Annotated in this window: 24 protein-coding genes; 10 read left to right on the plus strand and 14 right to left on the minus strand. The window is 56.3% G+C overall.

Annotated features, from left to right (window positions below; translation table 11 throughout):
- Positions 1-78: 78 nt before the first annotated feature.
- Genes C5F52_RS03120 through C5F52_RS03135 form a run of 4 tightly spaced genes read left to right on the plus strand, consistent with a single transcriptional unit; the run spans position 79 to position 3,278 of the window.
- Complete coding sequence (locus tag C5F52_RS03120) at positions 79-357, plus strand: AraC family transcriptional regulator (RefSeq protein ID WP_104796840.1); 279 nt, start codon at positions 79-81, stop codon at positions 355-357.
- Positions 350-1,126 carry a ParA family protein gene (locus C5F52_RS30355; protein WP_104796841.1) on the plus strand — a complete coding sequence of 259 codons (777 nt, stop codon included), beginning with the start codon at positions 350-352 and terminating at the stop codon, positions 1,124-1,126. Before C5F52_RS03120 ends, C5F52_RS30355 begins: the two co-directional genes overlap by 8 nt.
- Positions 1,127-1,143: 17 nt before the next feature.
- The gene (locus tag C5F52_RS03130) at positions 1,144-1,782 is read left to right on the plus strand and encodes an MBL fold metallo-hydrolase (RefSeq protein WP_104796842.1); all 639 of its coding nucleotides are present in this window, start codon (positions 1,144-1,146) and stop codon (positions 1,780-1,782) included.
- Between the two features lie 11 nt (positions 1,783-1,793).
- A complete protein-coding gene (locus C5F52_RS03135; protein WP_104796843.1) occupies positions 1,794-3,278 on the plus strand; it encodes a sensor histidine kinase in 1,485 nt (494 codons plus the stop codon).
- On the opposite strand, the gene C5F52_RS29640 is transcribed toward C5F52_RS03135, so the two are convergent.
- The 3 genes from C5F52_RS29640 to C5F52_RS03145 form a co-directional block, all read right to left on the minus strand.
- A complete protein-coding gene (locus tag C5F52_RS29640; protein ID WP_146100026.1) occupies positions 3,275-3,544 on the minus strand; it encodes a hypothetical protein in 270 nt (89 codons plus the stop codon). The genes C5F52_RS03135 and C5F52_RS29640 overlap by 4 nt on opposite strands.
- 106 nt (positions 3,545-3,650) lie before the next feature.
- Positions 3,651-4,145 carry a hypothetical protein gene (locus tag C5F52_RS03140; protein WP_104796844.1) on the minus strand — a complete coding sequence of 165 codons (495 nt, stop codon included), beginning with the start codon at positions 4,143-4,145 and terminating at the stop codon, positions 3,651-3,653.
- 9 nt (positions 4,146-4,154) lie between these two features.
- Entirely contained in the window at positions 4,155-4,982 is an 828-nt protein-coding gene (locus tag C5F52_RS03145) for a M48 family metallopeptidase (RefSeq protein ID WP_104796845.1), read from the minus strand.
- Positions 4,983-5,018: 36 nt separating this feature from the next.
- Here C5F52_RS03145 and C5F52_RS03150 point away from each other — a divergent pair, with 36 nt between their 5' ends.
- From C5F52_RS03150 to C5F52_RS03165, 4 genes are all read left to right on the plus strand, one after another.
- Positions 5,019-6,365: an AmpG family muropeptide MFS transporter gene (locus C5F52_RS03150; RefSeq protein WP_104796846.1), complete on the plus strand. Its 1,347-nt coding sequence runs from the start codon at positions 5,019-5,021 to the stop codon at positions 6,363-6,365.
- Between the two features lie 63 nt (positions 6,366-6,428).
- Positions 6,429-7,136 (plus strand): response regulator, encoded by a 708-nt coding sequence (locus C5F52_RS03155; protein ID WP_104796847.1) that lies wholly within the window; start codon positions 6,429-6,431, stop codon positions 7,134-7,136.
- A 5-nt stretch (positions 7,137-7,141) separates the two neighbouring features.
- On the plus strand, positions 7,142-8,368 hold the full coding sequence (locus tag C5F52_RS03160) for a HAMP domain-containing sensor histidine kinase (protein WP_104796848.1): 1,227 nt from the start codon (positions 7,142-7,144) through the stop codon (positions 8,366-8,368).
- A gap of 19 nt (positions 8,369-8,387) precedes the next feature.
- Positions 8,388-9,401: a nitronate monooxygenase family protein gene (locus C5F52_RS03165; protein ID WP_104796849.1), complete on the plus strand. Its 1,014-nt coding sequence runs from the start codon at positions 8,388-8,390 to the stop codon at positions 9,399-9,401.
- Here the strand turns inward: C5F52_RS03165 and waaF are convergent.
- The 9 genes from waaF to C5F52_RS03210 form a co-directional block, all read right to left on the minus strand.
- The gene (waaF, locus tag C5F52_RS03170; RefSeq protein ID WP_236657725.1) at positions 9,360-10,361 is read right to left on the minus strand and encodes a lipopolysaccharide heptosyltransferase II; all 1,002 of its coding nucleotides are present in this window, start codon (positions 10,359-10,361) and stop codon (positions 9,360-9,362) included. The genes C5F52_RS03165 and waaF overlap by 42 nt on opposite strands.
- 43 nt (positions 10,362-10,404) lie before the next feature.
- Complete coding sequence (locus C5F52_RS03175) at positions 10,405-10,608, minus strand: zinc-finger domain-containing protein (protein WP_104796851.1); 204 nt, start codon at positions 10,606-10,608, stop codon at positions 10,405-10,407.
- 4 nt (positions 10,609-10,612) lie between these two features.
- Positions 10,613-11,554, minus strand: coding sequence for a branched-chain amino acid transaminase (locus C5F52_RS03180; protein WP_104796852.1), 942 nt, complete (start codon positions 11,552-11,554; stop codon positions 10,613-10,615).
- A gap of 88 nt (positions 11,555-11,642) precedes the next feature.
- Positions 11,643-12,074, minus strand: coding sequence for a glycerate kinase (locus tag C5F52_RS03185; RefSeq protein WP_104796853.1), 432 nt, complete (start codon positions 12,072-12,074; stop codon positions 11,643-11,645).
- Positions 12,075-12,106: 32 nt separating this feature from the next.
- Entirely contained in the window at positions 12,107-13,450 is a 1,344-nt protein-coding gene (locus tag C5F52_RS03190) for an ATP-binding protein (protein WP_104796854.1), read from the minus strand.
- Positions 13,451-13,466: 16 nt separating this feature from the next.
- Positions 13,467-14,123, minus strand: coding sequence for a winged helix-turn-helix domain-containing protein (locus tag C5F52_RS03195; RefSeq protein WP_104796855.1), 657 nt, complete (start codon positions 14,121-14,123; stop codon positions 13,467-13,469).
- Positions 14,098-14,646 carry a cytochrome b/b6 domain-containing protein gene (locus tag C5F52_RS03200; protein ID WP_104796856.1) on the minus strand — a complete coding sequence of 183 codons (549 nt, stop codon included), beginning with the start codon at positions 14,644-14,646 and terminating at the stop codon, positions 14,098-14,100. The genes C5F52_RS03195 and C5F52_RS03200 overlap by 26 nt, the downstream gene beginning before the upstream one ends.
- Positions 14,643-15,113, minus strand: a complete 471-nt coding sequence (locus C5F52_RS03205; RefSeq protein ID WP_104796857.1) for a diheme cytochrome c — start codon at positions 15,111-15,113, stop codon at positions 14,643-14,645. Before C5F52_RS03205 ends, C5F52_RS03200 begins: the two co-directional genes overlap by 4 nt.
- A gap of 12 nt (positions 15,114-15,125) precedes the next feature.
- Positions 15,126-15,506, minus strand: coding sequence for a DUF1924 domain-containing protein (locus tag C5F52_RS03210; RefSeq protein WP_104796858.1), 381 nt, complete (start codon positions 15,504-15,506; stop codon positions 15,126-15,128).
- A 135-nt stretch (positions 15,507-15,641) separates the two neighbouring features.
- On the opposite strand from C5F52_RS03210, the gene C5F52_RS03215 reads away from it, so the two are divergent.
- Positions 15,642-16,457, plus strand: a complete 816-nt coding sequence (locus tag C5F52_RS03215) for a cytochrome c (protein WP_104796859.1) — start codon at positions 15,642-15,644, stop codon at positions 16,455-16,457.
- A gap of 11 nt (positions 16,458-16,468) precedes the next feature.
- Positions 16,469-17,893, plus strand: coding sequence for an FAD-dependent oxidoreductase (locus C5F52_RS03220; protein WP_161499638.1), 1,425 nt, complete (start codon positions 16,469-16,471; stop codon positions 17,891-17,893).
- A gap of 9 nt (positions 17,894-17,902) precedes the next feature.
- Here C5F52_RS03220 and radA read toward each other — a convergent pair whose 3' ends face one another.
- Positions 17,903-19,279 carry a DNA repair protein RadA gene (gene radA, locus C5F52_RS03225; protein WP_104796861.1) on the minus strand — a complete coding sequence of 459 codons (1,377 nt, stop codon included), beginning with the start codon at positions 19,277-19,279 and terminating at the stop codon, positions 17,903-17,905.
- A gap of 47 nt (positions 19,280-19,326) precedes the next feature.
- Positions 19,327-22,014 carry a response regulator gene (locus C5F52_RS03230; protein WP_104796862.1) on the minus strand — a complete coding sequence of 896 codons (2,688 nt, stop codon included), beginning with the start codon at positions 22,012-22,014 and terminating at the stop codon, positions 19,327-19,329.
- Positions 22,015-22,081 lie beyond the last annotated feature (67 nt).

The following is a 22,081-nucleotide window of genomic DNA, read 5'->3' on the forward strand; positions in this document are numbered from 1 at the left end:
AGGGCATACACCCGCAGGCGTATTCACACTGAAGCACGCGCCAATTAGCATCCACGCCCCACGTAGATAAGTTGAAGCATGACCGCTGTTCAATCGCTACTCGACAGGGTGCGCCTAAACGAGAAGCAACAATTAGATGAGCTCTGCCAATGGCTGCTAGAGCATCTGCACGACCGCATTGGCTGGGGCGTGTTGGTTCAACGCTCCAAAATGTCGAATGAAGAATTGCATCGCGTTTTCATGTTGCATCACAACATGAGTCCGATGCAATGGATCAGCCTGCAACGCGAACACCTCGTGAAATCCATGAGCTCTAACAAAGTCATTAGCATCGATTCCAGGAGCCATCATGGCTGAATTCAAAATTCTCATCACCAGTCAAAAAGGTGGCGTGGGCAAAAGCACCGTATCCGCCAACTTGGCGGCCTATCTTTGCCGGCAGGGGCGTAAAGTGGCCCTGCTCGATTTCGACTTGCATGGCTCATCCAGCAAATGGCTAGAGGGTGCACCGCCCATTGGCATTGACATTCACCACGAGCCTTTGCCACTTGAAATTGGTGGCACACGCCCCGTCCATGAGGCCAAGCTAAAGCTGCGCAGGTTGTGTTACTCGAATGACATCGTGATTTCAGATTTGACATGGAGTGACTCCATGACTGCTGAACTTTTATTTGAATACGACTTGGTGATTGTGCCGACCTCGGTCTCTGAAATTGAGTTGAATGCCACCTCCGATTTTTTAGAGCGATTTCGCTGGGTGTTTGAATCCACCATTCACACGCCACCCAAGCTCTTGCTCAGCCCCACACGTGTTCATAACGACCAAATGTCGGACACGGCGTTGTTCAAGCAGCACTTTCCGTTTCGCTTGATCTTGGCACCTGCTATTTTGGAAGGCCAGTCTGCACGTCAGATGTACAAGCGTGGCTACTTGTGCGACTTGACCGACGCCTGTGGCACTTCTTTCAACGAGTTTGGCAGCGCTGTTTTAGAAGCGATTGAACTCATCACCCAAGACAAAGCCAAGCTAGCAAACGACAGCAACAGTCGCATGAAGGCCTTGCTCAAGCTGGCTGCGCAATATGAGGCTTCATTGAAGTCTGTTTTTAAATCGCCGCAGATTTAACCGCTACCATTTGCGGCATGCTGCAGTACGAAACCGTTCCCGTCACCCCCTTCCAACAAAATTGCTCCATCGTCTGGTGCGATGAAACCATGAAAGCCGCCATCATCGACCCCGGTGGTGATCTGCCTGTGTTGGAAGCCGCCTGCAAAGAGCTGGGCGTGACCCTCGAACAAATTTGGATCACTCACGCGCACATCGATCACGCCGGCGGCACCGCCGACTTGGCCGAGAAACTGAATCTGCCCATCATCGGCCCACACACGGGCGATCAGTTTTGGATTGATGGTTTGGCACAAGCGGCTGCCAACTATCACTTTCCTCCTTCTCGCCCTTTCACACCCACGCGTTGGTTGCATGATGGCGATACGGTGACACTGGGCAAACACACTTTGCAAGTGCGCCATTGCCCCGGCCACACGCCTGGCCACGTGGTGTTTTACTCACCCGAGATCAAGCGTGCGTTTGTGGGTGACGTGTTATTTGCCGGCAGCATTGGTCGCACAGATTTTCCACAGGGCAACCACGACGACTTGATCAACAGCATCACGCAGCGTCTGTGGCCCATGGGGGACGACACGGTGTTCATTCCTGGACACGGGCCTGAAAGCACGTTTGGTCGTGAGCGCAAAACAAACCCTTATGTGGGCGGCACCTAAGTCGAACACCTATGCACCTTGATACACAAACCACGATCTTCATGATCTGCTTCGTGTACTTGATGCTGCACGGCGCTATTTGGCTTGCACTGTTGGAGTACCGAAGTTTTCAAGTCAAGCTGTGGTGTGCGTCCGGCATGATCAGCGGCGTGGCCGTGGTGTTGCTGGCGATACGTGACACCGTGCCAGATGTGGTGTTTTTTTACGTCGCTCAACTCTTGATGCTGATTGGCAACTGGGGGCGCATGGTGGCTTTGCGCATGTACCTGCTACCGACGCCACAACAAAGCGCCCATCGCGTTTATGTGGTGGCGAACACGGCTTACTTTGCAGTCTTTTGTTATCTGATTTATTTTCACCAAGCCGAGTGGGAAGCCTTGATGCTGTTCAATGGTTTTTATGCCTTGCTGTGCTTTGACTACTTTCGGATTGGAAAAAAACTCAGCACACAACGCACGTCATTCGGTGCGCAGCTGTTGATGTGGGCAGGCTTGACGCTGTCCACCACCTTGGCCATCCGTACTTTCGGTGTCGCCATGCTTGGCGACATTCATGACATTTATGCGCCCACATGGGACCAAGCCATCATGGTGGCAGGTCAATTCACAGCCATCACTTTGAGCAACGTCGCGTTTTTGCGGATTTTTTTAGAGATCGCAGAACGAAAAAAAATGGCCATGACACATGAGCTGGCCGTCACCAACGAGCGCGCAGATGGCATGCGCAAAACCAGCCTAGAGCTGAAGCAGCTGCTGCAAGAGCGTGAAGAAATCATTCGGCAATTGGCGCTGTTCAACAAAACGGCAGGCATGGGTGCCTTGGTTGCCAGCTTGGCACACGAGCTCAACCAACCATTGACGGCCATTCAGCTCAATGCCGAAGTGATTGATTCCGCATTGATTGACGACGGCACCAACAGCGGCGTTACTGCCAAAGAAGCGATGCGTGATTTGATGCACGACAACCAACGCGCCGCCACCATCATCAAGACGTTACGCAACATGTTTGGTAGCGGCCGTAAATCTATTACGCCATTTAATTTGAATGAGCTGGTCAATGAGGTGCTGCTGATTTGCAAAGCCAAAATCTCCAGCAACCACATCGCTCTCCAACTGATGTTGCACCCGAGGGAGCTCACCATCGCTGGCGACAAGTCTCAGCTGCAACAGGTATTACTCAACCTCATCAACAACGCGATTGATGCATTTACCAACAGCGGCACACAACAAAAAAACATCACGGTTTACACACGCTTGCAAGGTGAGGCAGCAGAACTGACCGTGACAGACAACGGATCGGGCATTGCACCCGACATTGCGGCATCGGTTTTTGAACTGCTGCGCACCAACAAAGACGACGGCATGGGCATTGGTCTGTGGCTGAGTCGCACGATTGTGGAATCACATCAAGGCACGATCAGTTTTGAAACTAGCGCCACAACGGGCACCACGTTTCGGGTGATGCTGCCTATCTCTGCCGATGATTTGATTTATTAGTGGCTGCTTGCAGAGCAGTCGCTCACGGTTGACTTAGAGATACAGCCAAAGTCTTGCGTGATTTTTCCAGGGCGCGTGCTGGCAAACAGCGGGCGGATGATGGTCACCGCAACATACAAAGCGACCAGTGCACCCAACACAATGGCCACGTAATTGAGACGCTCAGCACGCAACTGATGCGTATGAAGGCGGTCAAGACGCGGACACGTAGGTTCGGTAGACCGTGTTGGCGATGGCGTACGTTGGGTGGAAAGTTTGGAAATCACGGCGGCTGCAAAGTAACAAAACTGCAGCGATGGTAATTTTTATAGTTCGAAAAATCTATACGCCCACAGGCGTAGTCCCGCAGGTGTATCACGCCCGTGTGGTACCTTAAAAAAGAAACAGCGCTGCCACGCTAAAACCCGTGACAGAAATGGCATTGGAACGCAATCTGTCGCGAGAAATACGCAGCGTGGTGGTGTCATCCAACGCGTGCTCATAGCCAATGCTGTACAGCATGGCGCGGTCTTTGGCTTGTTCTAAATCTGCGTCGTCGCGATCCAATTTGACATAGGCGGCCTTGCCATACACACCGCTGTAGGTGAACTTGTAGCCAAAGCTCATCAATGTGGTTTCCACATTTTGGGAACCCAACTGCCCCGTGCTGCTGCTGATGGGTCCTGTGTACTCCACGCTGTGTTTGACGTCTGCCGCCAAAGGCCACTCATAGCCAACCACCACATTGATTTGGCTGGTGCTGTACGCCTGGGCGCTACGCGTGCCAGACAAACGCTGGTATTCAGCACCCATATAGGGGTCGGCATAGGCTTGGGTAGCCAGAAACAACAAGCCTGTCACAAGCCCGCAATGGTTGAGGTGTTTCATCTGAGCTCCTTATTTGCTGCGCTCATAAAGCGGCATCACCTTGGGCAAGTTGGTTTGAATTTCTTCAATGCGCGTATTGCCTGAGGGGTGGGTGCTGAGCCACTGGGGTGGTGCACCTTTGTTGGCCGCGCTCATTTTTTGCCACAAGGTCACGCCCGCGCGAGGGTCATAGCCTGCACGTGCGGCGATTTCCATGCCCACCAAATCGGCCTCGGTTTCATCATCGCGGCTGAATTTGAGGTTGAGCAGGTTCGCGCCCTGCTTGGCCACCAAGTCGGTGAGCTGTGGACTCACACCAAAAAATACCGAAGCTACCGTGCTGCCAATGGTGGCAACACCATTGGTGGCTGCGGCTTTGCCCATACGCTCACGCGCGTGCTCACGCAAAGCGTGGGCAATTTCATGGCCCATGACCATGGCCACTTCGTCGTCGGTGAGTTGCAGTTGTGTGAGGATGCCGCTGTAAAAAGCAATCTTGCCGCCGGGCATGCAAAACGCGTTGATTTGGTTGGAGCCCACAAGGTTGACTTCCCACTTCCACTCTTTGGCGCGAGGGTTCCAGTCAAAGCTGTGCGGGATCAACTCTTTGGCGATGCGACGCAAACGCATCACTTGTGGGTGGTTGTCAGGCCCGAGCGCGTTCTTGCTGGCGGCTTCTTTCATCATGTCGGCGTATTGCCTATGCGCCGACTGCTCAACCTCTGCTGCAGGCACAAGGCCAGCAAACACAGAGGATTCTCTGCTGACTTCCACGCCATCACGCGCCAGCAGCACACCGCTGCCAAGGCCGCAAGCGCAGCCAACACAACCGTAAAGAAAAGCGCGTTTGGTGAGCATGAAAAAGTCTCTTTGCGAAAGCCTGAAAATAGAGGCATGAACGATACAACAAGTCCAGCAACCTCGTCGGCCACTGAAGTTAAAAAACTCGGCTGGCTCGCCGCGCTTCACGTCTACTTAGAGCCTGCCTCATGGCGCATGTTGTGCCTGGGTTTTTCTGCGGGCTTGCCGCTTTTGCTGGTGCTGGGCACGTTTAGTTTTCGTCTGCGCGAAGCGGGGATTGACCGCAGCACGATTGGATTTTTAAGCTGGGTGGGTTTGGCCTATGGCTTCAAGTGGGTGTGGTCGCCCTTGGTGGACCGCATGCCTTTGCCACTGCTCACCCGCTGGTTGGGCCGTCGCCGCAGCTGGCTGCTGTTAGCGCAAGCCACGGTGGTGGCAGGCTTGGTCGGCATGGCCTTGCTCGACCCACAAGTGGCGCTTGAACCTGTGGTGTGGTGCGCCTTGGTGGTGGCGTTTGGTTCGGCCACGCAAGACATTGCGCTGGATGCCTTTCGCATTGAATCGGCCGATGCACAACACCAAGCGGCCTTGGCGGCCACCTACCAAACCGGCTATCGCCTCGCCATGATTTGGGCGGGTGCGGGCGTGCTGTGGGTGGCAGCACGCGTGGCAGGGGCTGACGAAACGACCTACCTCCACGCCGCGTGGCAAACGGCCTACCTTGTGATGGCGGCGTCGATGAGCCTCGGCGTGTTGACCGTCATGCTATCGCCCGAACCTGCACCACGTGACATGCCACCCGCGCGCAACGCGGCCGAGTGGTTGCGCGGCGCATTGATTGAGCCCTTTGCCGAGTTCATTCGCCGCTACCGCTGGCAAGCTGCGCTGATTCTGGGTTTGATTGCGGTGTACCGCATCAGCGATGTGGTGATGGGCATCATGGCCAATCCGTTTTATGTGGACATGGGCTACACCAAAGACGAAGTGGCAGCCGTCACCAAAGTGTTTGGCGTCATCATGACTTTGGCTGGTGCCTTCATCGGTGGCGTGCTGTCCATGCGTTTGGGTGTGATGCGCATCCTCATGTTGGGAGCCGTGCTGAGTGCATTCACCAATTTGTTGTTTGCGTGGCTGGCCACACGCGGCCACGACCTGACCGCCTTGGTGTGGGTGATTTCAGCGGACAACTTGGCCAGCGGCATTGCGTCTGCCGCGTTCATTGCGTATTTGTCTAGCCTGACGAATGTGAATTACTCGGCCACGCAATACGCGCTGTTCAGTTCCATGATGTTGCTCGCACCCAAGTGGCTGGCTGGCTTCTCGGGCGTGTATGTGGATGCGCATGGGTACGAGGCCTTCTTCCATGGCACCGCTTGGTTGGGAGTCCCCGTGCTGCTGCTGGTGTGGCTGGCTTCGCGCGTCTTGCCTGTGAAACCATGATTTACCTCGTCTTTACCGTTTCTTTAGACAAGCACACACTTGGCAAGGCATGATGAACACACCATGAATACCTTGCTTTTGATTGAAGACGACCACCGCCTCGCCCACATGGTGAGCGAGTACCTTGAACAATCTGGCTTCTCGGTGCAGCACGCGGCCAATGGCTTGAATGGCCTCAAGACCCTGCAAGACATCGCCCCCGACATGGTGCTGCTCGATTTGATGCTGCCCGACATCGATGGCCTGGAGGTATGCAAACGCATACGCGCCCTGCCAGGTGCTTTGGCACAAACCCCTGTGCTCATGCTCACCGCCAAAGGTGACCCGATGGACCGCATCGTGGGCTTAGAGCTAGGCGCCGACGACTACTTGCCCAAACCTTTTGAACCGCGTGAATTGCTGGCCCGCATTCGCGCAGTGTTACGCCGTCATTCCCCCGGTGAAGCTGCGGCCGACACGCACCAGACCTTGAAGTTCGGCTCGCTAGAACTGGACCGCGATGCCCGCACCGTCAGCGTGCGCCACCAAGTGTGCGACCTCACCTCTTACCAATTTGATTTGCTGTGGGTGCTGGCTGAACGCGCGGGCCGCGTGCTGTCGCGCGACCAAATCATGGAAGCCGTGCGCGGCAAAGAACTCGAAGCCTTTGACCGCTCCATCGACGTGCACATGGGCCGCATTCGTGCCGCCATCGAAGACGATGCCAAAGCACCCAAACGCATCCTCACTGTGCGCGGTGTGGGTTATGTGTTTGCCAAACAACAAGACTGAGCGCTATGCCATCGACACGTTCCTTTCATCTGCCTTTGTATGTGCGTATTTGGTTGGCGGTGGTGTTGGCCGTGGCTGTACTGACACTGCTCACCGGCTGGGTCATGCGTATGACGGCGGAGCCGCCCTTGCGCGAAGTGCTGGTGCGCAATGCCGAGGGTGAACTGGTCGGTCAAGGCCGTGCGCGCTTGCGCCCACCGGATGGCTTGCCTATCGAGGCACGTCCACTCATGGGCCCTGACATGCGCCACCCACCCGGTCACTTTGGCTCGGGCCCTGAGTTCATGGTGCGCATGCACAACGGCGAGTTGATGCATGTGCATCTGCCACGCCCACCGCACAGCTTCTGGTCGCGCCCCCCGTTTGGATTTGCATGGACCTTGGGTCTCGTGGCGCTGGCCGTTGCACTGGGCACCTACCCCATCGTGCGCCGTCTGACACGTCGTTTAGAAAATTTGCAAAAGGGCGTGGAGCAATGGGGCACCGGTAACTTGTCGGCCCGCGTGGCCGAGCAAGGCAATGACGAAGTGGCTTATCTCGCGCAACGCTTTAACCACGCCGCCGAACACGTCGAACAACTCGTCACGTCTCACAAGTCGTTGTTGGCCAATGCTTCGCATGAGCTGCGTTCGCCGCTCACGCGCATTCGCATGGGGCTGGAGCTGATGGGCGATTCACCCTCGCCGGCTATGAAGGCCGAGATTTCACGCAGCGTAGGCGAGCTTGACCAACTGATTGACGAAATCTTGTTGGCCAGCCGACTCGATGCCAAAGAAGCCGACCTAGGCACTGTGGAAGCCGTAGATTTGACCGGCCTTGCCAGCGAAGAATGCGCCCGTGTCGATGCCCACTTAGAACTGGGCTTTGAACCGCACAGCATCGTGGTACCGGGCGTGGCCAAACTGCTGCGCCGCCTCTTGCGCAACTTGCTAGAGAATGCGCGGCGCTATGGCACTTCAGACATTGAGGTGCAACTGTCTAGCTTGACGGAGAATAACTGCCACTGGGTGCGCCTGTGCGTGTGCGACCGTGGCCCAGGTGTGCCCCCCGATTTACGCGAACGCATCTTCGAGCCCTTCTACCGCTTGCCCGGCGCAAGTGAGCGCGAAGGCGGTGTGGGCCTGGGTTTGTCGCTGGTGCGCGCCATCGTGCAGCGCCATGGTGGCCACGTGCAGTGCCAAGACCGCGAAGGTGGTGGCGCGCAGTTTGTGGTGATGCTGCCGGCTGACTAATCGCGTCACAATATTGGGCATGACACATGCTGCCCTGAACACCCGATTCACCCAACGTTTTCAACTGAGTACCCCAATTGCTTTAGCGCCTATGGCACTCGCCACGGGTGGCGCATTGGCAGCCGCTTGTGCGCAAGCAGGTGCGCTGGGTTTGGTGGGCGGCGGCTATGGCGACCTCGCATGGACACAACGCGAATACATGCTCGCGAATGAGCTTCTTAAAAATGACACCGCTAACCACGCACGCTTGGGCTGCGGCTTCATCACTTGGAAGTTGGATGAAAACACCGAGGCACTTGACTGGATACTCACCCAAAAACCTTGCGCCATCATGCTGTCGTTTGGTGACCCTCGCCCTTACGCGGTTCGTATTGCTGAAGCGGGTGCTCAGCTGATTTGCCAAGTGCAACGCTTAGACCAAGTGCCACAAGCCATTGAAGCAGGTGCGGCGGTCATCGTGGCGCAAGGCGGTGAAGCAGGCGGTCACGGTGCGAATGCACTCGAAGGCCGCAGCACCTTCACTTTGGTGCCTGAGATTGCCGACTACTTGGCCACACACTCGCCCAACACCTTGCTACTTGCCGCAGGCGGCGTGGCCGATGGTCGAGGTTTAGCTGCGGCCTTAATGCTGGGTGCAGATGGTGCGTTGGTGGGTTCACGTTTATGGGCCACAACTGAGAGTTTGGCAGCCACCGGTGCAAAAAACCAAGCCACACACACCAGCGGCGACGGCACCGCACGCAGCGAGGTGTTTGACATCTTGCGCCGCAAAAATTGGCCAGCCCCGTATGACTTCCGCGCCATTCGCAACGACTTGCACCGCGCACTTGAAAACGACATCGCTGGCTTAAAAGCGAACCCAGATGCAGCTCGCGCTGCCTATGACGCCGGCGTGAAAGCGGGTGACTTCACACGTGCACACGCCACGGTGGGCGAGTGCGTAGGATTGATTACAGATGTGCCAACGGCACAAGAATTGATTGGGCGGATCTCAAAGCAAGCGATACACGCGCTCGGCCGACACGTCTTCTAAACAACGCATATGACCCAACGGGCACGTGCGCTCGTAGCAAGGCGAACATGCAAGTGGCGGTTGGTAGTTTTTATCCACACGCAACCACACCACGCGTGCACGCTCGTTCAAGGGTGGTGTGTGTTCAGGACTGGATGAGCCAAACACCGCCACTTGTGGCACGCCAAAAGCTGCGGCCACATGCATCATTCCTGAATCGTTGCTCACCACACGGTGTGCATAGGCAATCAATGCGAAGGCTTGCATCAGGTTGGTTTGACCGGCCAAGTTAAAACAGTGGCCGGGTTTGGCGGCGTTGGCTGTCGTCGCAATCTCTTGGCAAATGTCAAACTCTTTGCCCGAGCCCAACAAAAACACGGGCCGATCAATCTTGCTCGCCAACTCGGCAAAGTGTTTGGCAGGCCAACGCTTGGCAGGGCCGTATTCAGCACCCGGCGCAAACACCACATAGCTGTGTTTGGCGAGGGTGGGGAGCGTGGGCATGTTGGTGGCCAGCTCTTCTAGCGCTTCATCTAACAAACCCACACCCGCTTTGAGCACGGGGCGCAAATCGCCCACGAGCTTCATGGGGCCGGTGCGGGTTTGGCCCACCAGGCTCAAAGCCGCATACCACTCCACCATGGGCGGGCGTTCTTCGGTATCAGGGTTGTCTAGGCGGTCGGTCAACAAACCAAAGCGCATTTCGCCGGTGTAGCCAACGCGCTTGGCGATGCCTGCCATCCATGGCAGCATGGCGCTCTTGAGGGAGTTGGGACACACATAGGCCACGTCAAACTTGCCACGCAACTGATTAGCGAGTTTGATGCGCCCCATCAGCTGCAAGCCGCCGTGTTTGAACGGCATCTCAATCACTTCGGCCACGCCTGGCATCACACGGTAAACCGGTGCAATCCAAGGCAAGGCAGCGACGGTAAGTCGCTCGCCGCGCGCAGCCAAGCGGCGCAGCAAGGGTTCGGTCATCACCGCATCCCCAATCCATTGAGGCGCAATGATGAGCGCGTTTTTAGTGGCCGTGGCCAACGTGCTCGCCGGCTTTGAGTTTGTACTCGGTGCCGCAGTAAGGGCACTTGGCAACGCCCGTGCTGGCCACATCCAAGTACACCTTGGGGTGGCTGTTCCAGAGTTTCATGTCGGCCTTGGCGCTGGGGCAGTACACGCCGCCGTTGCCATTGAGGTCTTTGGCCAAGAGTTCAACTGGGTTACTCATTTTCTTAAACCTTTGTCAACCAATGTGCGTACTTGGGATTGCGGCCGTTGACGATGTCAAAGAACGCTGTTTGAATTTTTTCAGTGATCGGGCCGCGGCTGCCCTCACCCAATTGGATGCGGTCGAGTTCGCGAATGGGTGTGACTTCAGCGGCCGTACCTGTGAAGAACGCCTCGTCGGCGATGTACACCTCGTCGCGGGTGATGCGCTTTTGTACGATTTCGAGGCCCAAATCTTTGGCAATATGGAACACGGTGTTGCGGGTGATGCCGTTCAAAGCGCCAGCCGACAAGTCGGGGGTGTAGATCACGCCGTCTTTGACGACGAAGATGTTTTCGCCAGCGCCTTCAGACACAAAGCCTGAGGTGTCCAGCAACAGGGCTTCGTCGTAACCTTCGTCGGTCACTTCCATGTTGGCCAAGATGGAGTTGGTGTAGTTGCTCACTGCCTTGGCTTGCGTCATGGTGATGTTGACGTGGTGGCGGGTGTAGCTAGAGGTCTTCACGCGGATGCCACGCTTCATACCTTCTTCGCCGAGGTACGCACCCCAAGTCCAAGCCGCGACCATCAAGTGGATGGTGTTGCCTTTGGGCGAAACGCCCAGCTTTTTGTCGCCAATCCAAGTCAGAGGGCGCAGGTAACCGCTTTCGAGCTTGTTCTCACGCACCACATCGCATTGCGCTTGGTTGACTTGTTCTTTGGTGAACGGGATGTTCATGCGCAAAATTTTGGCGCTGTTGAACAGGCGGTCGGTGTGCTCTTGCAGACGGAAGATGGCGGTGCCTTGCTCGGTTTTGTATGCGCGCACGCCTTCAAAGGCGCCGCAACCGTAATGCAAGGTGTGGCTCAGCACATGGATCTTGGCATCGCGCCAATCGACCATCTGGCCGTCCATCCAAATTTTGCCGTCACGGTCAGACATGGATGATGGGATCACGACGCTCATGGGATTTCCTTTGGACTGATGTTGTTGTGGTCGCCAGTTTTGGCGTAATGGCTCATTTTAGCGGGCCTAAAGACCGCTCATTCGGTGGTTAGTCGTTGGCTGCGTGGCTCACGGGCTCGACGTCCGTGGCTTGAAACGGGCGGTCCAAGGTCCAGCTTTGCAGCTTGCCTTGCACAAACACGCAGCGCACCACCGATTGGCTGCCATCGCGCCAGCTGAACACCTCGGGCTGGGCGCCCTTTTCGGTTTCAAGTTGTCCCAAAGCGCGGGTCATGGCGATGACGTGCATCAGGCTTACGCCCGCTTTGAGCTTGGCATTGAGCATGACGGCGCTGTCCACAAAGCCAATTGGGCGGTTGCTCGCACGCTTCATGATTTGCACCAAGCGCGTGAAATACAGCAGCAGCCACATGACGCCACCGGTCACCACCATGGCAATCCCCATCCAACCCCAGCTTTGCCAGGCCCACGCGGTAAAGCCCACTGTGCCAATAGGCACCAAATATCTTTGAAAGTTCATGCGCCTATTGTCTCAGGCTCGGCGCAAAGTTTTTACGCGTGCGGGTAACGCAGGGTGACTTGCAAACCACCCAGGTCTGCCGACTTGCCCACCTGCACATCGACGTGCTGCAAGCTGGCGATGTGACGCACGATGGACCAGCCCAAGCCGCTGCCCGTGGCCGAATTGCCCAACACGCGAAAGAACCGCTCGCCCAAACGGGCCATGTCCGCGCTTGCCAGGCCTGGGCCGCTGTCTTGCACGGTCACTTGCACATGGCGTGGGTCTAGGCGCTGTGCCTCGATGCGTACCACCGACCCGTCGGGGCTGTAACGCAAAGCGTTGTCGATCAGATTACGCAACAAGATCTGCCACAGTGTGCTTTGGCCATTGACTTGCAGCGGCTCAGGCGCCAGCAATTCAAGCGTTTGTCCACGTCGCAAGGCGTCGGGCGTGAGATCGGCCATGACTTGTTGCGCCAGTTGGTCTAGACGGAAAGGCTCCGAAGCCACATCTTGCGGCCCCTCGACTCGGGCCAAGGTGAGCAACTGCTCGACCACACGCGACGCACGATCGCAACCCATCAAGGTGTCTTGCAAGGCTTGCTGACGGACACGGTCATCTATGGCCGCGCTCAATGCCACTTGCGCTTGCGCTCGAATGGCCGCGATGGGTGTGCGTAATTCGTGGGCGGCATCGGCCGTAAAGCGGCGCTCGGTTTCCATGCGCTGGGCCAACCGCTGCAACAAGTCGTTGAGCGCATCCAGCATGGGTTGCACCTCTTGCGGCGTCTCAGGCAAGTTGACGGGCGTGAGGGTTTGGGTGTCGCGCTTCAACAGCGCTTGGCGCAGGCGCTGCAAAGGCTGCAAACCCGATCGCACGTTCCACCACAAACCGATCAGCAGCAAAGGCAAGGCAATAGTGAGCGGCGGCAAAAAGCCCATCATCATGGCGCGCAAAATTTCGTCACGGCTGTCTACCCGCTCGGCCACATAAATTTGCACATCGCGGTCACGACCTGGGGCAGCAAAGATGCGCCACGATTTGCCATCGGCCAAGGTCAGCGTTTGAAAGCCTTGTTTGTGCTGGGCCATGGGCGTGTGCGCCACATTGGGCGAATGCATGACCAAACGGTCTTCGTCAAACACTTGGTAGGCCACGCGGTGTGCGTATTTGTGCAAGGTGGGCGCATCCAGCAAGGGCTCATCGTCTTCTGGTGTGGCATTTTGTTGCACCACCAACAAAGCGGCCGATTGGGCTAAGTGGGCATCCAGCAGTTCATCCACTTCGTGCTGCGCTTCAAACCACACAAACGCAGCTGTGGCAAACCACACCACCAACACCGCGCCTAAAGTGCGAGTGAGCAAGCGTTGTTGCAAAGAAAATTTCTGAGACATGGTGCGAGTCCGCGTATCAAGGCATGACGATGTAACCCACACCGCGCACGGTGTCGATCAGCCCCGCGCCCATCTTGCGGCGCAGGTGGTGAATGTGAACTTCGATGGTGTTGCTCTCCACCTCGTGGCCCCAGCGGTACAGGTGCTGCTCCAACTGCTCACGCGACAACACGCGCCCTGCATTGAGCAACAGGGCTTGCAGCAAATCAAACTCACGCGTAGACAGACTGATAGCCTCGCCGCTTCGGCTGACTTGACGTGCGCTGGGGTCCATCACCACGTCACGTACTTGCAACAGCGTTTGTGTTTTGCCGTGCGCACGGCGCACCAAAGCATGCAGACGGGCGGCCAGCTCATCCAAATCCACAGGCTTGACCACATAGTCGTCGGCGCCCAGGTTGAGCCCCTCAATGCGTTGGGCCACCGCGTCGCGCGCTGTCAGCACCAGCACGGGGGTGTCAACGCCACGCGCACGCACGGCCTTCAACACAGCCAAGCCGTCTTGGCGCGGCAAGCCAATGTCCAGCACGGCGGCTTGGTGTTGTGCACCCAACAGCTCACGCTCGGCGGCCACACCATCGCGCACCCAGTCCACCTGGAACCCGCGCTGGTCTAGGCCCGCACGCAAGCCGCTGCCTAGCAGCTCATCATCCTCGGCCAGAAGTATTCGCATAGCCTCGCCACATCGGTCGCAGAGCTTGTGGGCCGCGCCACACGCGCAACATCACCACCAACCCCACATGCACACACACCACAGCCATGGCCGCGTTGCCCAAACCTTCGTGCAGTTCTTGCAGGGCATCGTTCAACCAACCATCGCCTAAAAGTTCATTGTAGGTAGCCCACCCGCTGACAATGGCTACGGCGCAAAACGCGTAAATACACAGCACCGCAGCGCTCAGCACCCAACTGCTGGCACCCACCCAAAAGTTGCGGGTGAGCCATTCACCTTGCTTGAGTTTGCTCAGCCACACACGCCACATCGCCACGCGTCGCAGCAGCAAACCCCAACGTGCAGACACAGGCCCCACCCAACCCCACACCCAACGAAATGCCAATACCGCAGCCAAGCTGTAGCCGCTATACACATGCACCAAGCGCCAATACTCAGACTCTGACGTGACATAAGAAATGAGAAACGCCAAAGCCATGCTGGCATGGGCCATGCGTGTGCCTAAATCCACCACGGGCTTCATTTAGGAATCCTCACACGATCTTCTTCAAAGTCACCTTGGGCCGCATCGCGGTGGCAGGCCGTGCAATTGGCCGGGCTTTTGATGGACGCACGTTTGAACGTGGCTGCACTCACCTCGCGGTGCTTGCGCTCAAACCAAGCCGAGCGGGTGATGCGGTCTTGTGGCGGCTCTTCACGCGCACGCTTGCCTTGACCGCCATAGGTTTGTAGCCAGGTGTCGATTTGCTTCTGTGCGGCTGCGTCTAACGAAGCGTCGCTGCCATAGTGTTTGTCGAGGCCATTCATCACGCGCTGCCAAGACGCCTTGGGCAACAAGTTGGGCGGAAATGCCAAATGACAGCTGCCGCACTCTTGGGTGTACACCTCAGGCGGTGTGGGGCCCTTGTAGCTGTCAGCCCATGCGCTGGTAGTTGCTAACCAAACTGCCACGAGTAAAGCGCGACCTGAATTTGAAAGAGTTGAATTCATTGCGATCTCCAATCAACGCACACTGATAAGCCAAGCCAACACATCGGCTTTTTCGGCTGCCGTGCATTCACGTGCGAGCACATCTTTGCAATTGCGGCGAAACCACTTTTCGGCTTTGGCACTGTCGGTGAAACGCTTGGCGTTGGCCGCAGGTGCGAGGGGTTCTATGGCCTTGTCGGTGCTGGCGTGACGCCCACCCGTCATGGGTGATTTGCCATGGCAGCTGGTGCATTGCCACTCTTGGCCGTGGCTGGCTTTGAAAAACGTTTCGCCCTTTGCGGCATTGGCAGGCTGGCCCGATTGCGCGGTGTAGCCAGCTAACAGCTCGGCGGGCGAGGCGGCCAAGGCGTTGAGGGAGACAAATAACAACAGTGCGAAGAACTTTGGGAGCATGGTTTTATGCCTTTCAAAACCAATGCTAATGAGCACTTCTTAGGGTTTTCTTAAGGTGCACACGGAGGTGTCTTAAGGCTGCCTTAATGTGCACACGTCAAACTTCATTTCAATCTTTTTTGCGATGGAGTTCAGATGTCACATGCGTTCTCAAAACCTTGCCGGCTTGCCGTCACTGTGTTGGCAGCCTTGCTGCTGACGGCCTGCGGTGGTGGCGGCGGTAGTACCGCCGCATCTGCGGGTATGCAAGTGGCTACGTTCATTGACTCGCCGGTTGCAGGACTAGAGTTTGAAGGCCCAAGCTACAGCGGAACAACCGACGACAACGGCAATTTTTATTACCGCTCGGGGGACCGCGTCACACTCAAAATCGGCAATTTAGTGCTGGGTAGCGTTAGTCCTAGCGGCGACAAAGTCACACCACTTGATTTGGTAACAGGCGCCAGCTCAAGCAGTGATGCGCGCGTGGTGCGCATTTTGCGAACACTACAAACACTAGACAGCGATGGTGATCCAGAAACCAACGCCATCAGCATCACCGCTGAATCTCGTCGCCGTTTACGCAACGGCTCAAACCTTGATTTATCCAGCGCATCGACCACCGATAACGATGTATCAAGCCGACTTCCACAGGGGTTCACACGTAGCGAAGCGCAAGCCAAGTCGCACTTCGAGCGTCATCGCGACGACACATCTCGTGCCTCGCGTGGTTATGGCGGCAAAACAGTCGTCACCCAAGCTACCAACACCACGGGGCGCTTGCTGGCCTCTAACTGTTTCCAATGCCACGGCACAGGCGGCTATGGCGGGTTTGATCGCATCCGCGGCGGCGAAGCCGACGAGGTGCTGGAGTACCTCACCCAAACGGGCCCCAGCAACATCATGGCCGCACATGCACAGGGTTACACCCGCGCACAACTGCAGACCATCATTCAATACCTGCAGCAATGAGGACGACACCTATGAACACTCCATTCACACCTACTTCTCGCCGCAACTGGCTTTTGACGGCTTTGGGTCTGAGTGCCGCAAGCTTGTCGCCCTGGTTGGCCCATGCGGACAATGACAACGACGAAGACTTTGAACACGAGGTGAGCTCCAATGTGTCCTTGGCTTTGGCACAAACCGGTATTTCTGGCCATGTGGTTGTGATTGGCGGCGGCATGGCGGGCGCAGCAGCGGCTAAATATTTACGTCTCTGGGGCGGTGCGCAGCTGAATGTAACTTTGATCGACACCGATGCCAGCTACACCTCCAACATCATGAGCAACTTGGTGCTGACGCAACAACGAACCATGGCCTCGTTGGACTACAAACGCGATGTGCTGGCCTCTTCCTATGGCGTGAGCTTGGTGCAAGACCGCGTGGTCAGCTTGGACACGGTCAACAAACAAGTGTTGCTGGCGAATGGCACACCTCTGTCGTATGACCGTGTGGTGGTGGCTCCCGGCGTGGAGTTCATGGCGGCCTACGGCCTGCGCGTGAGCGACTACGACACCAAAACCCCTCACGCTTGGCGGGCGGGTGCACAAACCACCTTGTTGGCCAACCAGATTGCGGGCATGGCCAACGGCGACACGTTTGTTATGACGATTCCTCTGGCACCTTACCGTTGCCCACCCGGCCCTTACGAGCGGGCGTGTGTGGTGGCTGACTTACTCAAGCGCACAGGCCGCAGCAACTGCCGCGTGGTTGTCTTGGATGAAAACGCCAATATTCAGGCGGAGAGCGGCACTTTTCAAAATGCGTTTGACTTTGTGCATGCAGGTGTCATCTCTTACCAAAGCAATGCACGCAATATCCAAATCAACTCCGACACCAAGGTGGTGACCTACGCCATTGGCAGCGGTGCCACACAAACCATCAACGCACGCGTGGTCAATCCAATCCCAGCTCACCGTGCGGCAGGCATTGGCGCAGGCAGCTTGGACGCGAACGACACTTCGGGTTGGTTTGCTACAGCGGGACTTAACAACTCCTTAGATAGACGTTGGGCAATGGTCAACCCACTCAGCTATGAGTCCACCGCAGCACTGGGCGTGCATGTGATTGGCGATGCAGCCCAATGCGGCTTACCCAAAGCCGGACATGTGGGCAACCAAGAAGGCAAGATTTGCGCAGACGCCATTATTCGCCTGCTCGGCGGTGGCTCGCCTGATGCTGCGCCTGTGGCGAACTCGGCCTGCTACTCGCCCATCACGTCGAATACCGCCTCGTGGCTAACAGCGGTTTACCAGTACGACACCTCGCTCGGGCAAATCAAAGTGGCCAGCAATGGGGGGCAAACTTCAGGCGGTGCAGCGGTGGAGTCGGCCAGTATTTCATCGCGCAATTACACGCAAATGGGCGTGTGGTTCAACACCTTGATGAAAGACACATTTGCTTAAGCGTGGGCTTTAACCCAATTCACGCACCAAGCTCATCGCCTCATCCACCCGTTCCACCGCATGCACCGTCATGCCGGGAATGGGCTTTTTAGGTGCGTTGGCTTTTGGAATGACGGCCACGGTAAAGCCTAACTTGGCCGCTTCTTTCAAACGCTCTTGACCGCGCGGTGCAGGGCGCACCTCACCCGCCAAACCCACTTCGCCAAAAGCGATGAAGCCTTGTGGCAGCGGCTTGCCGCGCAAGCTGCTTTGGATGGACAACAACACGGCCAAGTCAGCCGCAGGCTCGCTGATGCGCACACCTCCTACAGCGTTGACAAACACATCTTGGTCCATGCATGCCACGCCTGCATGGCGATGCAACACAGCCAGCAACATGGCCAAGCGGTCGCGGTCCAATCCAACGCTCAAGCGGCGCGGTGACGGGCCGCCGCTGTCCACCAAGGCTTGAATCTCCACCAGCATGGGGCGCGTGCCCTCCAGCGTCACCAGCACACAACTGCCGGGCACCGGCTCGGAGTGTTGGCTCAAGAAAATAGCACTGGGGTTGCTCACGCCCTTCAAGCCTTTTTCGGTCATGGCGAACACGCCAATTTCGTTCACCGCACCAAAGCGGTTTTTGATGGCACGCACAAGTCGGTACGTCGAATGTGTGTCGCCTTCAAAGTACAGCACCGTGTCCACCATGTGCTCCAGCACACGAGGGCCAGCCAATGCACCCTCTTTGGTGACGTGGCCCACCAACACCACTGCCGTGCCTGTGGACTTGGCCATGCGTGTGAGGTGTGACGCACATTCGCGCACCTGCGCCACCGAGCCGGGGGCACTGGTGAGCTGGTCGGAATAAACCGTTTGGATGGAGTCCATCACCACCACGGCGGGTTGCAGTTTGTCCACGGTGGACAATATTTTTTCAAGCTGCGTTTCGGCCACCACTTGCACTTGGCTGTGGTCCAGCCCCAAACGGCGCGAGCGCAAAGCCACTTGCGAGGCAGATTCTTCGCCCGTCACATACAAGGTGCTCATGCCGCTGCGTTGCAAGCCATCCATCGCTTGCAAGATCAAGGTGGATTTGCCAATGCCAGGGTCGCCGCCAATCAGCACCACACCGCCTTCCACCATGCCGCCGCCCAACACGCGGTCAAGTTCTTCTTGGCCAGTGGGCGTGCGCGCCACGTCTTGGGCTTCGATGTCGGAGAGGATGGCCACTTCGGACGCAGGTGCCAGAGCAGCCATGCCTGCATAGCGGTTTTTGGCAGGACCGCTACTGTCGACCGCGGTTTCAATCAGCGTGTTCCACGCGTTGCAGCTTGGGCATTTGCCCAACCACTTGGCGGTGATGCCGCCGCAGTCGGTGCAGGTGTATTGGGTTTTTTCTTTGGCCATGCGCCAATATTACTGGATAAATAGCCAGTGGTCGTAAAACCCAAAATTCAATCCATCTCTAACGAAAACTTGGCTTGCGCGAGCACGCGCTCCATTTCAGTTTTGAGCGAGTCCATAGACAGCGGCTTGGACACATAGCCGTCCATGCCCGCCTCAAAATACCGCTCACGATCGCCTTTGAGCGCATTCGCCGTCACCGCAATGATGGGGGTGCGTTTCAACTGTCGCAGCTGCTCTTGTTCACGCATCAATTGGGTGGCTTCAATGCCCCCCATTTCTGGCATTTGAATGTCCATCAAGATCAAATCGAACGCTTGCGTGTTGAACGCTTCTAAGCCTTCTAGGCCATTGTTCGCCAGCGTCACTTCATAACCCATGCGGTTGAGCAAAATGGACTGCAAGGTTTGGTTGATCGGTGTGTCCTCCACCAGCAACACTTGCCGTGTAGCAGTCAGCGCAGCCGCGTCTCGTGGTGCGCGAACCGGTTCATCGTGCACGACATTCACCGCAGACACACGGTTCAGCGATGCCACCAATTCATAAGAATCGATGGGCTTGACCAAGAAGCCTTGGATATCAAACTGGTCCAACTGCTCTTGGCTGATTTGCTCACTCAAGGTGCCCATCATGAGGATGGGCAGTTGTGCGGCTGTTTTGATTTGACGCAGCTGCTTGACCAAGTCGTACCCATCAATGTCGGGCATGTTCACATCCACCAATGCCAGGGCGGCCTGCGTCAATTGGGGGGAATGCAATGCATGTGCAGCGCTGTCTGTGGCGACGACATGCAAACCAGCACACGTCAAACGCTTGGTCATCATATGGCGGTTGCTGGCCGTGTCATCGACCACCAGTACCGTCTGACCTTGCAGACTGGGCGAAATTTGGTTTGCCGTCATGTGGGAGGACTGTGCGCGTTGCAGCTGTACGGTGAAGCTGAAGGTGCTGCCCTTGCCAACCTCGCTGCTCACATCAATCTCGCCGCCCATCATTTGGACCAAATTGCGGCTGATGGCCAAGCCCAAACCTGATCCGCCAAAGCGGCGTGCGGTGCTGGAATCTGCTTGCGTGAACACATCAAAAATGAAGGCTTGCTTGTCGTGTGAAATGCCAATTCCTGTGTCTTTGACCTGAAAAAACAAACCAATACTTTCTGGCGTTGAGGCGTTTTGTCGACACGCCACTGTCAACACAATTTCACCTTGCGCAGTGAACTTGATGGCGTTCCCCAACAAGTTACTGACCACCTGCTGCAGGCGCAAGGGATCACCCACCACCATGTCTGGCACATCGACGGCCACATCGCACACGAGTTCCAGTTCTTTTTCTGATGCACGCAACGACAGGGTTCGCGAGGCCTGACGAATCAGCGCATGCAGTGAAAATTCATGCGGATCCAAGTAGAGTTTTTGTGCCTCGATTTTGGAAAAGTCCAAGATATCGTTGATGACGACCAACAAGGAGTTGGCTGAAGCCGACACCATCTCCAAATAACTGCGTTGCTCCGTGGTCATGCGTGTTTGCAAGCACAGCTCCGTCATGCCCAAGATGCCATTCATCGGTGTGCGGATTTCATGGCTCATGTTTGCCAAAAAATTGCTCTTGGATTCATTGGCCGACTGCGCGGCATCGCGCGCGAGTGAGAGCTCATTTTCAGCGCGCTGCCTCGCTTCCATGAACGCATTGAAGGCAAGCACCACCGTCTTAATTTCTTGCCCACCCATTTCTGCAATCGGCGTTACCTGCAAGCCCTTGCGCATTTGCTCTGCCTTGTCATGCATCGCATAGGCCAGTTGACCTAAGGGCTGCACCAATTTGGCAACAAACCCCCACAACAGCGGGACCATCGTCAGCATCAACAGCGCCGTCACGATGAGCATGCGTTGGTACAACGCCTCAATCGGGGCAAAAGCTTCTTCGGATGGAATCACCGATGCCACGATCCAATCTGTGGCTTGCAAGCGTTTAAACGTGAACAAACCTTTCAAACCACGCGTGGTGTAGCCCTCCTGCGTGCCTTCAAATCCTTTGATGGCATTTTCAAAAGGAATATTGCCGCTACCCTCTGGCACGGGTTTAAAAATCAAGCTCGCATCAGGATGCGCAATACGCATGCGGTCTTTGGTGACCAAGTAGTAGTAACCCGTTTCACCATTTTTCTGGGTCGCGATTGAGCCCAGCAAATTGGGTTTGTACAAATTGAGTACCCCACCCAAAATGCCCACCAATCGGTTTTGTTTGTCCAAGATCGGCGCGGCCACCACCACGATGGGTTGCTTGGTCGCTTTACCAAGGATGGGCTTGGAGATGACAGGCACACGGGTCTGAATCACCCCTTGGATGTAGTCACGCGCAGACATATCCAAAGAACGGCGCCCGGGTTTGACAGGCCAATCTACTTGCAAAATGCCGTTGGCATCAAAGATGTAGAGGTCGTCATAGACATTCAACAAGGCATGCTCGCGTTGCAGAAATCGCTCTAACTTAGGCAGATCGCCGATCTGCTCCGCAGGCACATTCAGGCCAACGCTCGCGAGCATGGCCACACTGTCTTGCAACCGCTCATCCAAATTATTGGCAAAGTCGCTTAGCTGGCGAAATTCATTTTTCTCAATGCGTTGGACGATGTCTGCGCGCAGCACATAAAACTGAAGCCCCAGCTGCGCCAATAAAAGGATAAAGCCCACGGCGATGGCACTCAACGACAGTTGCAGTTTGATGCTGAGATTTTTCATAACAACGTACAGGCACAGACATGAATTTTTAATATTTCATTTTAGTATTTAAGTTCTATTATTTTTA

This window comes from Limnohabitans sp. TS-CS-82, from assembly GCF_002943475.1.